The sequence below is a fragment of the Haloplanus vescus genome (assembly GCF_900107665.1).
GTDB classification, from domain to species: Archaea; Halobacteriota; Halobacteria; order Halobacteriales; family Haloferacaceae; genus Haloplanus; species Haloplanus vescus.
In genome coordinates, this window is the sequence record NZ_FNQT01000002.1 from 38,711 (window position 1) to 51,022 (window position 12,312).

Annotated in this window: 14 protein-coding genes; 3 read left to right on the forward strand and 11 right to left on the reverse strand. The window is 64.8% G+C overall.

Translation table 11 applies throughout. The features are described 5' to 3' along the window. The first annotated feature begins 42 nt into the window (after window positions 1–42). Together BLU18_RS07850 and BLU18_RS07855 are read left to right on the forward strand one after the other, a co-directional pair. Window positions 43–1,794 carry a BCCT family transporter gene (locus BLU18_RS07850; protein WP_092633741.1) on the forward strand — a complete coding sequence of 584 codons (1,752 nt, stop codon included), beginning with the start codon at window positions 43–45 and terminating at the stop codon, window positions 1,792–1,794. Between the two features lie 30 nt (window positions 1,795–1,824). Further along, window positions 1,825–2,271 carry a hypothetical protein gene (locus tag BLU18_RS07855; RefSeq protein WP_218124080.1) on the forward strand — a complete coding sequence of 149 codons (447 nt, stop codon included), beginning with the start codon at window positions 1,825–1,827 and terminating at the stop codon, window positions 2,269–2,271. On the opposite strand, the gene BLU18_RS07860 is transcribed toward BLU18_RS07855, so the two are convergent. The 3 genes from BLU18_RS07860 to BLU18_RS07870 all read right to left on the reverse strand — a co-directional run bounded on the left by BLU18_RS07860 (window position 2,268) and on the right by BLU18_RS07870 (window position 4,205). Further along, window positions 2,268–2,708, reverse strand: coding sequence for a universal stress protein (locus BLU18_RS07860; RefSeq protein ID WP_092633743.1), 441 nt, complete (start codon window positions 2,706–2,708; stop codon window positions 2,268–2,270). The genes BLU18_RS07855 and BLU18_RS07860 overlap by 4 nt on opposite strands. A 72-nt stretch (window positions 2,709–2,780) precedes the next feature. Then, a complete protein-coding gene (locus tag BLU18_RS07865) occupies window positions 2,781–3,812 on the reverse strand; it encodes a hypothetical protein (protein ID WP_092633745.1) in 1,032 nt (343 codons plus the stop codon). A 198-nt stretch (window positions 3,813–4,010) separates the two neighbouring features. Next, window positions 4,011–4,205, reverse strand: coding sequence for a cold-shock protein (locus BLU18_RS07870; RefSeq protein WP_049937282.1), 195 nt, complete (start codon window positions 4,203–4,205; stop codon window positions 4,011–4,013). A gap of 237 nt (window positions 4,206–4,442) precedes the next feature. Between BLU18_RS07870 and BLU18_RS07875 the strand changes: the two genes are divergently transcribed. Next, window positions 4,443–5,168 (forward strand): GIY-YIG domain-containing protein, encoded by a 726-nt coding sequence (locus BLU18_RS07875; protein ID WP_092633747.1) that lies wholly within the window; start codon window positions 4,443–4,445, stop codon window positions 5,166–5,168. A gap of 9 nt (window positions 5,169–5,177) precedes the next feature. Here the strand turns inward: BLU18_RS07875 and BLU18_RS07880 are convergent, their stop codons facing one another. The 8 genes from BLU18_RS07880 to speB form a co-directional block, all read right to left on the reverse strand. Further along, the gene (locus BLU18_RS07880) at window positions 5,178–6,968 is read right to left on the reverse strand and encodes a putative sodium/potassium/calcium exchanger (RefSeq protein ID WP_092633749.1); all 1,791 of its coding nucleotides are present in this window, start codon (window positions 6,966–6,968) and stop codon (window positions 5,178–5,180) included. Between the two features lie 71 nt (window positions 6,969–7,039). After that, window positions 7,040–7,828 (reverse strand): DNA methyltransferase, encoded by a 789-nt coding sequence (locus tag BLU18_RS07885; RefSeq protein WP_092633751.1) that lies wholly within the window; start codon window positions 7,826–7,828, stop codon window positions 7,040–7,042. Between the two features lie 72 nt (window positions 7,829–7,900). Further along, entirely contained in the window at window positions 7,901–8,503 is a 603-nt protein-coding gene (locus tag BLU18_RS07890; protein WP_092633753.1) for a hypothetical protein, read from the reverse strand. 152 nt (window positions 8,504–8,655) lie between these two features. Beyond that, on the reverse strand, window positions 8,656–9,126 hold the full coding sequence (locus BLU18_RS07895) for a PIN domain-containing protein (protein ID WP_092633755.1): 471 nt from the start codon (window positions 9,124–9,126) through the stop codon (window positions 8,656–8,658). After that, complete coding sequence (locus tag BLU18_RS07900) at window positions 9,123–9,374, reverse strand: hypothetical protein (RefSeq protein ID WP_092633757.1); 252 nt, start codon at window positions 9,372–9,374, stop codon at window positions 9,123–9,125. The genes BLU18_RS07895 and BLU18_RS07900 overlap by 4 nt, the downstream gene beginning before the upstream one ends. Window positions 9,375–9,615: 241 nt before the next feature. Further along, on the reverse strand, window positions 9,616–10,629 hold the full coding sequence (locus tag BLU18_RS07905) for a deoxyhypusine synthase (protein WP_092633759.1): 1,014 nt from the start codon (window positions 10,627–10,629) through the stop codon (window positions 9,616–9,618). 50 nt (window positions 10,630–10,679) lie between these two features. Further along, window positions 10,680–11,438, reverse strand: a complete 759-nt coding sequence (locus BLU18_RS07910; RefSeq protein ID WP_092633761.1) for a Nif3-like dinuclear metal center hexameric protein — start codon at window positions 11,436–11,438, stop codon at window positions 10,680–10,682. Between the two features lie 31 nt (window positions 11,439–11,469). Then, window positions 11,470–12,309, reverse strand: coding sequence for an agmatinase (gene speB, locus BLU18_RS07915; RefSeq protein WP_092633763.1), 840 nt, complete (start codon window positions 12,307–12,309; stop codon window positions 11,470–11,472). Window positions 12,310–12,312 lie beyond the last annotated feature (3 nt).

Below are 12,312 nucleotides of genomic sequence, written 5' to 3' on the forward strand. Positions count from 1 at the left end.
ACCGACATCGACCTATCGGCGACTGTCGAACGGAGGTATGGGATGGCTGATTCAGACGAGCGACCGGGCGAGATGTCCGAGGGGCTGCAGGTGGAGTTGTTCCACCCCGAATCGGACCGCGAACCCGGGGATACGAACATCCAGGCGCTGGGGTTCGACATCCACCCCGTCGTCTTCCCGGTGGCGCTGGTGCTTATCGGGCTGTTCGTCCTCGTGACGCTCGCCCTCGGCGAGCAGGCGTCGTCGATGTACACCGCCCTGTTCAACTTCATCGGCGACAACTTCGGCTGGTTCTACCTCCTCGCGGTGAACCTGTTCATCGTCGTCCTCCTGTACTTCGCGTTCAGCAAGTACGGCAAAATCCGAATCGGCGGCGTCGAGGCCGAAAAGGAGTTCAGCGACTTCTCGTGGATGGCCATGCTGTTCAGCGCGGGCATGGGCATCGGCCTCATGTTCTTCAGCGTCTCCGAACCGCTGTACTACTTCCAGAACGTTCCGGGCTTCTGGGGCGCCCAGCCCGAAACCGGCGCCGCGGGGTCCGCGGCGATGGCTCAGACGTTCTTCCACTGGGGATTCCACCCGTGGGCCGTCTACGGCCTCGTCGGCCTCGGCCTCGCCTTCTTCTCGTTCAACCGCGGCCTGCCGCTGACCTTCCGGTCCATCTTCTGGCCGCTACTCGGTGACCGCATCTACGGCTGGCCCGGCCACATCATCGACCTCGTGACGGTCTTCGCGACGCTGTTCGGCCTCGCTACCTCGCTCGGCCTCGGCGTCAAACAGGTCAACACTGGCCTCTCGTACGTGGGTGGTGACATGCTCGGTGTCGCTTCCGTCCCCACTAACCCCTTCGTGCAGATACTGCTCATCGGGGGTATCACCCTCATCGCGACACTCTCCGTCGCCGCCGGCCTCGACGGCGGCGTCAAGCGCCTGAGCACCATCAACCTCTACTTGATGTTCGCGTTGCTCGGCTTCCTCCTGATCGCCGGCCCCACCGTGTTCATCCTCGGGACGTGGGTGGAGGGTCTCGGCGCGTATTTCAACAACATCCTCGCCCTCGGCTTCTTCCGTGGCACCCTCGCGCCCGGCGGCGGCACCGTCACCGCGTGGACCGTCTTCTACTGGGGCTGGTGGATAGCGTGGTCGCCCTTCGTCGGGATGTTCATCGCCCGTATCTCGAAGGGACGGACCGTCCGCGAGTTCGTCATGGGCGTGCTGGTGCTGCCGGCGCTGTTCTCCACCATCTGGCTCTCGACGTTCGGCGGGAGCGCCCTGTTCAACTCGCTGCAGGGTAACGGCGCCGCGCTCGCGACGTACAACGATGTCGGTCAGACCGTCGCCATGTTCGCCATGCTCGAACAGTTCCCGCTCGGGGCGCTCTCGGGTATCTTGGCGACGCTGCTCGTCGTCACCTTCTTCGTCACGTCCTCGGACTCGGGGTCGCTCGTCATCGACCACCTGACCTCCGGCGGGAAACACGACGTGCCGCGCGTCCAGCGAATCTTCTGGGCGCTCGTCGAGGGCCTCGTCGCGGCAATCCTGCTCTGGGGTGGCGGCCTGACCGCCCTCCAGACGGCCGCCATCACCACGGGACTACCCTTCGCCGCCATCCTCTGTCTGATGTGTTACACCGTCTACCTCGGCCTCAGCAACGAGTACGAAATCCTCGAATCTGAGGAGTTCGCCGAGTCCATTGAGGAGCTCTCCGACAACGAGAACGTCGACGTCGTCACCGCGGGCGACGAGATGGTGACCGACGTCAAGGAGAACGACGACCCGGCGAGCAGCGACTGACTTATGCTGATTCCAGCCTGAGTTTCGCGCGTGGGCGACGACTCACACGGCCTCGCGCGAGCGCTCGGGGTCGCGGGCGGCCGTCTGCTCGCGTCGCTCCGGTGGCTCGGCGAGCGTCTACTCGCACCGTTACGCACCAACGACGGCCCCAACGAGTTCCGCCTGTCGAGCGTGGAGACACACACGACGACCATCGACGGTGACACCGGGTGGGCCTACCGCCCGCCCGCGACGCTTCGGTGCCCCGAGTGCGGCGACGACGTGTTGCAGGCCGACGCCCGCGACGCCATCGACTGCCCCAGCTGTCGGGTCGACCTGCCGCCCGAGCGTTTCACCGAGCTCGAGGTACTCGCGCTCACCTGCCCAGTCTGTCGGTCAGGGATGCAGTACGGGCGGCGCCACCCGCAGTTCGGCGTCCCCGAGTGGGCCACCTGCCCGAACTGCCAGTACCACTGGGAGTTCAAACACGCCTACTAGTCGTTCATCTGCTGGCGGACGGTGATGACCGGCGACTCCGCGGTCCGGACCACCTTCTCAGCCGTGCTCCCGAGAATCGCGCGGAACTTCCCGCGGTACGCGCTCCCGAGGACGATGGCGCCCATATCGTGTTCCTTGGCGTAGTCGACGATTTCCTCGCCCGGTGACCCGGTTCGGACTGCCGTGGTACACTCGACGCCGGCGTCGTTCGCCATCTCACAGAGTTCGGTCGTGACCTCCTCACCGTACTCGTGGTAGCGTTCCCGCATCTCGTCCTCGTCGTCGCGGAGATACAGCGTCCGCGGCGCGCCCGGCAAGTCGATGACGTACAGCGCGTGGACCGTCGCGCCACACGTCGCCGCGAGGTCGATGCCGTGGTTCGCACCCTTCCTCGCCTCGTCGCTTCCGTCGAACGGAATCAGAATGGTATCGTACATCAGGTCGTCCCATCCTCGTCGTTCACCTGAGAACTGCAAATAAGTTGGGGCGAACGCGCCGTTTCGGGCGACTCACTCCGCCGACTCCGGGAACGACCAGTCGGCGAAGGGCGCGTTCACGACGGTGTCCTCTTCGAACGTGAGGTGGATGAACGGCTGGGTGTGACCGTTCGGCAGCTGATACGCCGTGTTCACCGCCTCGTGGACCGGGCCGTCCGCGCCGACCGTTATCGGCGGGACGATGACCTGCGTGTGGTGGGCCTGCCCGCTGAACGTCTCGTCCGGCGCGAGGGGCATCTCGGATTCGAGGGCTATCGTCTCGTCCGATTTCCGCATGTTGGCCACCGTCATCGCGTGAACGACCTTGTTCTCGTCGACGACGTCGCCCTCCACGACCACGTCACAGATACCCCAGAACGCCGCGTACGTGTACGTCCGCGGCAAGAGGGGTGACTCCGTCCCCGTCGTGCCGTGAATCCACGTGTCCGTGACGACGCCCCCGCCCGTCTCCCACGTCGGAATCGGCGGCTGAATCGTGTGCTTGACGTCGAGGCTGTAGCGGGCGCCGTTGGGGTCGGTGAACCGGATGTCGAAATCGACGCTGTCTGGTGACTCGCCGTACGACGCGGGCAGATCGTACGGGCGACGGTCACGGTAGCGGGCGTCGACCTCCCCCGAGACGCGAACCACGTTGTCGCTGAACGGCGTCGGGACCGCGGTCTGTGTGTACGCCTCTCCGTCGCCGGTCGTCTCTCTGGCCTCCGGCGGCAGGCCGACCAGAATCGGCAACTCCTCGAGTAACGTCGCCACCGGCCCGTCGTCCAGTAGGTCGAGGACCGGTGCGAGCGTCGCTTGGGGGTGTTCCGGGGTGCCGAAGACCATCTGCCCCAATCGTCGTTTCCCCGGGAGCGACCAGTGGACGACGCCCTCTCGTTGCCGAGCGATTACGTCTACCCCCGCGTCGCTCTCCGAGCGTCCCCCACCGTTTTGGGCGGCGACGCGACCACCGAGGCCGGCCGCGATGCCACTGGCACCGATGGCCTGCAGGACGCGCCGTCGGTCACACGCTGCGTCGATCGACTCCCGAACGTCGTTCGGAACCATGCTGATAGATTATGTTGTTTTTCCATTGAGCGTTGGCGCGAACATGTTCTCTGTTTGGACTATCGACGCAGGAGTCATCGACTCACGGCGCGAGCGCACCGCTATGGGAGTAAAACGCAGTATCCCTCGCGCCGGTCGCGAGGAGACACGAAAAACGTTGGTGGAGTCCATCGCCTGAAGGCGACGGGCAACGCCTAATTATACGCGAACGACGTTCGTCGCGCGCGGGCCCTTGGGGGCCTGTTCGATATCGAATTCGATTTCAGTGCCTTCCGTCAGATCCTCACCGCCAACGTCCTCCATGTGGAAGAAAACGTCGTCGTCAGCATCCTCAGTCTCGATGAAACCGTAGCCGCCAGTGTCGTTGAAGAAATCAACCTTACCGTTTGCCATTGCAATTACAGAGACACCGACCACACGGTTAAGGGTTGTGTATCCGTTTTCGCATCGGGAACTATAGAAAACGAACGTCTCGAATCGGTCGTATATAGAGTACATTCGTCAACTACAGCAGTTCTCTGCCTATTCACCGACTGTTCCGTCACTGAATCTCGGAACTTCCGACGATACTCGAATTCCACGTCTCTTTTCGAGCAGACGTTCTTTAGGCGTCGGCTGCGAGTCGCGGGCATGGCGCGTGCTGCGGACCTTGACCGCCTGTACGAACTGCTCGCCGACCTCGAACGACGCGTCGGGGGCACACGAAAGCTCAAGAACTGCACCGGATACATGGACTGGCCCGACCGCGGCGTCTACGTCTTCCTCGAACCCGGCGAGACGCGTGCCTCCGGCCAGCGTCGCGTCACGCGCGTCGGTACACACGCCGTCTCGGCGGGCAGTTCCACCTCGCTCTGGGACCGACTCAAACAGCACTACGGCACCGGAAATCGAAGCGCCGACCACCCACACGGCGGGAATCATCGCGGCTCGGTCTATCGCAAGCGCGTCGGCGAGGCGATAATCGAAAAGTACGGGCTCCACGACGACTACCCCGACTGGGGCGAGCGCTGGTCGACCATCGACCGCGACCGAACCGAGGTTCGCGACGAGGAGTACCCGCTCGAACGTCGCGTGAGCACCTACATCCGCGAGCAGCCGTTCCTCTGGGTCGCACTCGACGACGAACCGAGCCCGGACAGCGACCGCGCGTTCGTCGAGCGCAACGCCATCGCCCTGCTCAGCAACGTCGACTCCGCCACGCTCGACCCGCGTCCCGACGACTGGCTCGGCCACCACAGTCGAAGCCGACAGATTCGGGCGTCCGGCCTGTGGAACGTGGCCCATACCGAGGACGCGTACGACCCGCGCTTCTTGGACCGACTGGAGCGCGCTGTCGCCGAGACGGGGACGCGCTGACTCGGCGTCTTACTCCTCCTGCGAGGCGAGGCCCTGCTTGATTCCGCGAACGAGCGCCTCCAAATCGTCGGCGTCGGCGTCGATGTCGAGCGAGAGGGTGTGTGGCTGCGTCGCTGGCGGTGATTCGCCGCTGTTCCCCGATTCCTGTTGGACCACGCTCCGGGCTTCGGCCGCCGCCTCTCGTGCCTCCTCGGCCGCTTGTTTGGCCTCGGTCGCCGCGTCCGCGAGCGTTTCGACGAGTTCCCCCGTCGATTCTACGTCGTCGAGGCTCTCAGCGTCCAATTCCGCCGGCGTCGCCGACGCCGCGCCGGCCTCGTCGTCCGCCGTCTCATCCGTACCCGCTTCGTCCGCTGTGTCCGCGCTCGTCTCGTCTCCAGTCTCCTCGTCTTCCGCCTCGTCCGCAGTCTCGGCCTCTGCTTCGCCTGCTGTGTCCTTGCCGGCCTTGTCGGCTTCTTCAGTCTCCGATTCCTCCTCAGTCTCGGTCCCCTCGGTACGCTCGGTGTCGTCACCCTCGTCACCGACGGCAATCGTGATTCCGGGACCGGCATCGACGTCGATGTGGACGGTATCGCCCTCGCGACGCAGTTCGATGCCGTCGCCGTCGTCGCTCGTCTCCTCGACGCCGCCATCCGGTTCGAGATTGTCAGAGGCCTCGCCCGCCTGTCCGCCGGTTTCGAGGTCGACACCCTCCGGGAAGTCCACCCCTTGCAGGTCGACGTCGGGGTCGACTCGAATCTCGACGCCGGACTCCTCGTCGAATCCGATTTCGACCCCGGAGTCGTCGCCGAGGGAGATTTCCACCGCGTCCACGTCCTCCAACAGGTCCTGTGTCACGTCGGCCGCCGTCTGCTCGACTGCCTCACTGGTCTCGTCGGTCGCCTCGGATAGCGTCTCTTCCGCCCGGGCCGTGGAGTCGTCCGTCTCCTCGGCGCTCTCTCCGTCGCCTACCGCTCCCGTTTCGGCTATCGGTTCGGTCTCCGCTCGGTCGACGTATTCGGCGACGTCGTCGGCTGCCTCTGCGGCGTCGCTCGCGGTTTCCGCGGCCCGTTCGGCGGTCTCTGCGGCATCCGCGAGTTCGTCCGCGGCCTCCGTGACGACGGTTTCGGCCGTCCGTTCGGCGACCGCTTCGGCCGTCTCCGACGCGGCGGCCGTCGCGGCGTCGGCTGCCACCTCCTCGGCGACGTCTTCCGCGACCGTTCGAGCCGCGTCCTCGGCCGCTTCGCGTGCTACTTCCTCGACGGTCTGTTCGGGCGTCTCGCCGACTTCGGCCAATTCACTCTCACCGGCCGATTCGGTGTCACCCGACTCCGGCAGCCGGTATCGGTCCTCCTCGTCTCGGTCCAAGATTCCGGCCCACTCGTAGCAGTCGAGTAGCGTCGTGATGCCCGTCGTCACACGGCTGGCTTCGGGATTCTGCTCGGCCAATCCGGAGACGATTGCGGCGAGTTCCGATTCCGCCATCGGATTCCCGTCGAGCACGCCCCGAATTTCGTCGGTCAGGTCCCAGTCGTCGAGCATCTCGGCGGCCTCCGCCCGGGCGTCTGCCTCGTCGCCCTCTGCGAGCGCCGTCGCCAGTCGCTCGCCGGCCTCGGTCAGTCGGTGTTGCTGGCGATGGGGTTCGAGGACGCCTATCTCCTCGAGGAAGCGACTCTGTCGCCCCACGGCGTCGGAGACGCTCGTGACCTCCTCGACGGCCGAGGTGTATTCTGGCGACTCGTCGGCCCCCACTTCGGCCCACCCGGCGACGATTTCCTGGAGGGTATCCAGACTCACACCCTTCGGAACGTGGTGCCCAGTCATCGACCCCACGTTCGGCGACCGCTTCCAAAAAACGCCGACCTAGCGGCGACGCCGACCAATCCCGAGGTGACTCAGAATTCGCTCAGCGAGGTGTGGTTGGTGTTGTGCTCTGGGAACACGTCGTCTTCCAGGGCGTCCACCGTAGATTCGAACACCTCTTTCGCGTTCTCGTTCAGGTCTCCGAGGACCGCCTCGCGACCGAGGCCAGCCGCTCCGATGCCGACACTGCCCGACCCGGCCAGCGGGTCGAACACTTTGTCGCCCGGTTCGGAGAAGTGTTCGAGTAACACGCCGACCACTTCGAGCGGCAATCGCGTCGGATATTTCGGCATCTCCTTCAGATAGTTGCGTTTGATGTCCAGCAACGAGAGGTTCGCCTCTCCCTCTTGGCAGTGGTCGAACGAGCATTCGTTCGAGTAGGACCACTCGTCTCCTTTCACCATCCAGAACAGCTCGTAGATGTTGTGTGCGGGGCGTTTCTTGCAGTACGGCGCGAAGTTGTAGGCCCAGTACAGTTTCCCCTCCAGACGCCACGTGTCGTGGTCGAGGACTGTCTGGTGGAGGAGGTGACTGTTGTCCATCCCCGAGAAGACGATGGCCTGTCCCGTCTCGGTCGTGTTCCGCGCGAGGGTATCGAGCAGCTTGGTCGCTTTGTCGCAGTACTCGTCGGTGTCCCACTCGACGTAGCCGTCCACGACCCGCGACCGGTCGCGGTTGTAATTGCTGGCTTTGCCGTCGAATTCGAGGCCGAACGGCGGGTCCGAAATCGCGATGTCAGCGTCTACGTCCTCCCACTCTCCCATGTCCTGTAATTCGTAGACGAGGTCGCCGCGAGACTTCGCGGCGGGCACATCACTCATACTCTATCGAGACGAAATCAGGGGATAAATCTATTGTTGACCGCGACGAGCGACGCCGATTTTCTAACAGGTTCAGTCGTTCACCTCGGCGCCGATGGATTCGATGAGTCGCATCTGCATCTCCATCTTCCGCTCCTTGTAGTTGATCTCCCGTGTCTGTATCGCGCCGATATCGTCCGGACTGAACGCAATCTCGATTTCGTCGAAGTAGAAGTCGCCCTTCACTACGTCGGCGTCGAACTCGAGTTCCGATTTCGTCTCGTCGCTGAATATCGTCGGTTTCGAGATGACGCCCATCGCGTCCTGTTGCCCCAGGACGAAGAAGTCGGCCAACTCGTCGGGGTCGATTTCGTTTTTCTCGCCGAGGTTGTTGATCAGTCGCGGGTTGGGGTCGCGCGGGTCCCCGCGGACCTTCGTGTACAGCATATCCGTCTCGTATTTGAACTCGACGTCAACGCCCCGCTCCGTGTCGACGAAATCCCGTTTGACGTCGTCGACCCACTTCAGGCGGCCGTCGCTGTAGACCTCCAAGCACCGCTCGATGATGTCTGATTTGTCGAACCGGTCTTTCCGCCCGTTCAGTTGGTCGCCGACCGACGCGACCAGCGTCGCGTATCGCTGTCTATCGATTGCGTCTCGCAGCTCTGTCGCGTACTGTTCGGCGGTAATGGTCATGGAACCTATCCTCTGTGGTAACTTACCAATCTTACTGTCGGCCGTTCAGAAAGAGTGAGGCACGGGTGCGTGGAGAGCGATGTGTGGGCTGTTCGGTCTGGCCGAATTCTTCAGGCATGTGATTAGCGTGTCGATAGAATTCGCTCGTTCCGTTACTGCTCGTCCAACATCTGGATTCCGCGTTCCACCACTGCCTCGGTCACGAAGAGACTCGTCTCACGTTGGAGTGCTCGCATACGCGATGCCGCTTCGTCTCTGTCGAGCAATCCATGGCTGTAACTGAGTGCAATGACGCCGATAGAGCCGTGTACTTCGACATCTGTCTCCGATGCTGCCTTTCGGGCGGCGAGGTCGTCGCTTAGGAGGACGATTCCCCGCTCGTCTGCAATCGCAAGCGCAGCGCGTTCTCCAGCATCCAGTTCTTCCGCTTCGATTCGACTTTCGTCGGCTTCGACGAGTTCGTACGAGAGGTCGGCCAACCCGTCCGGGACACCACCGGCGTCGATTTCCTCGTAAACCGTCTCTGGAACGAGGAGCGTGTCAACTGCCGAGAGAAGTTCGAGTGAATCGATTTCGGCGAGGTGGATGAGCGGCCCCGCGTCCGAGACAGTCGCGAGCGTCACGCGTTCAGGCCCCAGTCCACGTCCTCCTCAACGACTGCCTGCTCTCGTTCTGCCCGCTCGACTTTCGTCCGACCGACACGTTCGATGGCCTCCTCGCGGCCGAGTTCGCCGTCGAGGTACCGTGCGAGAACGAGGTCTTCCCACAGGTCTTTGAGGCCGCGTTCGAGTGCACGCTCGAACACCTCGGACTCCGGAAGGCCGCGAGCCTCGGCGAGCTCTCGAATCCGGTCGGAAATTTCAGCGGCCATATGATGTGATTGCTCGCCAACGTTCATAAATCCGTGTCTGCTCCTCGGTGGACATCTGACCGGGGCCTATGTCTACTGTGGCCATAATCAGGCACCTCAGAGACGCCGTCTACCGTCAAAAGTGGCGGCCTCGGCACTCATAGGGCTCGTCACTGTCGGGAGCCACCCCGGCTCGGAGTGGTGCGCTCGTCATCGGCCACCCGACATTCCGGCCGCCGGCCTCAAACACGTTTCTGTCCGCTCATTCGAGTCGGTCGCGCGCCGCCGCCACGAGGAGGGGGAGCGTAATCGTCGCGTCACCGAGGACGGTGACGTTCTTCGCGGACTTCTCGAGTTTGCCCCACGACCGCGCTTCGTCGAGTGTCGCACCGGAGAGCCCGCCCGTCGATGCGGGGTCGGTCGTGAGTTGGACGCCGTAGTCGTACGCGTCGGGGACGGTGAGCATCGTCTGGAGGACGAAGTTCTTCGGGACGCCGCCGCCGACGACGGTGGCACCCGCCTTCTCGGCGTCGAACGCCACGTCCGTGATGTTCGTCAGGTCCCCGAGGGCGTCGAGCGTAAAGGCCGATACCTGCGAGTGCATCCACGCCTGAATCCCGAGGACGGAATCCTGAATCGCGGGCACGAACACGGGCACGTCGTGTTCGTAGGCCGCGGCGGCGATGCCCGCGTCCTCGTCAACGCCGTTCTCGTCGTTCGCGGCGAGGTTCGCCCGCCCCAGTTCGCGCGTGAACTCGCTGGTGGCGACGACGCCATCGAACTCGTCGAAGACGCGGTCGCGGAGGTGGTTCTCGAACAGGGTGAAGTGTTCCTGCGGGAGGTAGACGTTGTAGATGCGGTCGACGCCCTCGTCGCGCAGTTGCTCGTCGTGGTCGCGTTCGTGGCCGGAGTCGGCGGTCCGGCCGTGGTGGTGTTTCCCGCCGATGGCCTCGATGGAGTCGTGGGTGAGGTTCGCGCCCGTCGTCACCAGCGCGTCGATGTGGCCGTCCCGAATCAGGTCGGTCACGACTTTCCGCATCCCGCCGGGAACCATCGCGCCCGCGAGGCCGAAGAAGTTGGTCACGTCGTCTCGCTCCAGCATCTCGGTGTACACGTCGACAGCGCGGCTCATCTCCGCGGCGCCGATGCCGGCCTTGCCGTACTCGGTGGCGAGGTCACCGACGCTCATGCCCGCCCACACGTCGGCGTGGCCGAGCGGGTCCTCGTGAAACTCCTCGCGCGGGTGCGTGTCGGCCGCGTCCTCGTCGTCGGTCATTGGCCCGTGATGGGCGCTCCAGCGGTTTCAACGACGCGGTCCGGCGTCAATCAGAGTCCAGTCGGGTGGTCGATGTACGTCGTCTCCAGACCCCACTCCTCGGCGAGGTCGCCGAGCGCTCGAACGCCGAACGTCTCCGTCGCGTAGTGGCCGGCGAGGAAGACGTTCAGCCCCCGGTCCCGCGCCTCGTGATACGCCTGCTGTTTCCCCTCGCCCGTCACGAGGGCGTCCAGTCCCGCCTCGGCCGCTGCTTCTATCCAGTCGACGCCGCTTCCGGTGACGACGCCTACCTCTCGAATCTCCTCGGGACCGAACGGGAGCACCTGCGTCTCGGTGTCGAGCTCCCGGTCCAGTCGACTCGCCAGTCCGTCGGCGTCGTACGGTTCCGCCGCCACGCCCTGCGTTCCGATGACCTCTGGGCCGTACTCGCCGAACGGCGCCCGGTCGGTCAGGTCCAGTACGTCCGCGACGCCGGCGCCGTTGCCGAGTTCTTGGTGGCCGTCCAGTGGCAGGTGCGAGACGTACAGCGACACGTCGTTCGCGACCAGTGGTTCGATGCGGTCGTAATGCAGGCCGGTGAGGCGGTCGAACCCGCCCCACGCGAGGCCGTGGTGGACGACCAGCACGTCGGCGTCGCGGTCGACCGCTTCCTCGATGGTGGTCTCCGCGGCGTCGACGGCGAGGGCGACGCTGTCGACTTCCCCCGACCTGCGCCCCACCTGCAGGCCGTTCGCGCTCGCGTCCACGTCCGCGTAGTCGTCGGTGCGGAGTCGCTCGTCCAGTCGGTCGACGAACTCGCTGCGGTCCATACCTCCGCCTCGGCCGGCACGGGTTTGTAACCTAGGACTCGGCGGCGTGGGCGAAGACGGCGTCGCGGAGGAGTTTCGCCCCGAGTGTCGCCGCCTGTCCGTCGTCTCGGTCGTTGACTTCGACGATATCGGCGCCGTCGACGCGCGGCGCGACTGACCGCACTACGTCGCGCATCTCTCGGGCCGACAGGCCACCGGGTTCCATCGTCCCCGTTCCCGGTGCGACGCCGGGGTCTGCGGCGTCGATGTCGACGCTCAGATACGTCGTCGCGCTGGCGGGGTCGTTGACGGCAGCGGCGATGGCGTCGCGAACCGCCTCGGCTCCGTCTTCGGCGACAGCCTCGGGCGTGACGAGGGTCACGTCCTCTGCCGCCGCCCGCTCCCATTCGGCTTCGCTTCCAGCGCGCGCGCCGACCACGACGGCGTGGTCTGCTGTCTGTAGCGCTCGTCGGGTCACGCAGGCGTGACTCCACGGGTCGCCGTCGAACTCGGTCCGCAGGTCGAGGTGGGCGTCCAGACAGACGAACAGGTCGGGGTCGACGGCCCGCACGCCCGCGACGGTGACGGTGTGTTCTCCGCCGAGGAGGAGTGGGGTGGCGTCGTCGGCCCGAACGTCACGGAGGGTGCCGGCGAGGTAGTCGATATACTCGGCGGCGTCGCTCCAGGCGTGAACGTCGCCCGCATCGTGGACCGAGAGTGCGGAGAAGTGCTGGTCGGTTCGGTGGTCGTAATCCTCGAACGACCCGGCGAACTGCCGGATTCGGTCGGGACCGAACCGGGTCCCGGGTTGAAACGTCGTCGAGACATCGAGCGGTGCGCCGACGATGACGTAGTCCGCGGCGTCGCGGTCGACGGTCGCACCGGGAAACATGGC